1 protein-coding gene is annotated in these 1157 nt (G+C 35.4%); it reads left to right on the top strand.

Features of this window, described 5'->3' with window-relative positions; all coding sequences use genetic code 11:
* The first annotated feature begins 365 nt into the window (after positions 1 to 365).
* Positions 366 to 983 carry a PEP-CTERM sorting domain-containing protein gene (locus AFK68_RS00065; protein WP_094670661.1) on the top strand — a complete coding sequence of 206 codons (618 nt, stop codon included), beginning with the start codon at positions 366 to 368 and terminating at the stop codon, positions 981 to 983.
* Positions 984 to 1157 lie beyond the last annotated feature (174 nt).

Raw genomic sequence — 1157 nt, 5'->3', positions numbered from 1 at the left:
ATCGACACAATCTATATTCTTCCAAAGATATAATTGATATCCGGAACAATTATATTTACTTTATTAAAGACTTACAAATAACTGTAACTTTGACTACAAAATAGTCTATCTATTTAAAGTTTTGATGAAGATAGGTAGAAATAAGGGAATGGTGATTAATCCCTTGCTATATTGTTTACAGATACAAATTAAATTGAAATCAAACCGAAATTTTAGGGAATGCATACTGCGAAATACAAATTAAATACGAATCAATAAGACCAGGGTTTGAAAGTATTAATTTGTAGGGATCAATCTGGTCTAGTAATTTAAAATGCTGACTATTCAAGAATTGAAAACTATTAACTAAAATTAGGTAGGTAATTATGAATTTTTCCAAAATCTCAACTTTTGCAGCTTTAATCGGAAGTGGTATCGTAGGTTTTGCTGCAACTCCAGCTATGGCAGCAACTTTTGCTTCAGAAGTTTATGATATGAGTGGAGATCCTTTGGGAGATGGAAGTCAAGTGTCAGGACTGGAAGGCAGGTTTGATGTTGATAATACACTGAGTGAAGCTAAAGATAATATATTCTACAGTATGCAGCTTGGTGAATCACTCATCTTTGAATTTGGTGGTAAAAAGTTCAATAGTTTTAAACTCTGGGAAACTACTGACGGCGATCGCGCAGATTGGGCAGAAACTGTACAAGTTGCTGTGGGTAATGATTTAAATGGTGATTTTACTGTTGTTGCTGAGAATATACTCAATGACAAAGAAATGACTGACTATATTAATGTTGGTGGAATGTATAAATTCCTCAAGATTACTGATACAACTAAGACAAACTATCCTGGTGGTAATGCAGACAAGGATGGCAATGGCTTTGATATTGATGCTATTGCCGTAGAGAGCGTTCCCGAACCAACTTCTATTTTAGGTCTGTTAGCTGTTAGCGGTTTAGGCGCCACTGTAGTTCGCAAGCGTCAGCAAAATTTAGGATAGAATCTCTTTGAGATTATTCTGATTCGTCATCAAGGTTATGGGGCGGGTTTCTATAAATGGTAAAGGTGAAAAACCTGAGATTTTCTCAACCCGCCTCTGTAATATGAAATAGAATAATTGATGCTATAGACGATACCCCCTAATAGGCTTTTTTTCAGAGGGAAATCTGTAGCC

The sequence above is a fragment of the Hydrocoleum sp. CS-953 genome (assembly GCF_002260545.1).
In the GTDB taxonomy this organism is placed as follows: Bacteria; Cyanobacteriota; Cyanobacteriia; order Cyanobacteriales; family Microcoleaceae; genus Trichodesmium.
The sequence above is the reverse complement of the archived record's forward strand: the minus strand, read 5'-3'. Positions and strand labels throughout refer to the sequence as shown.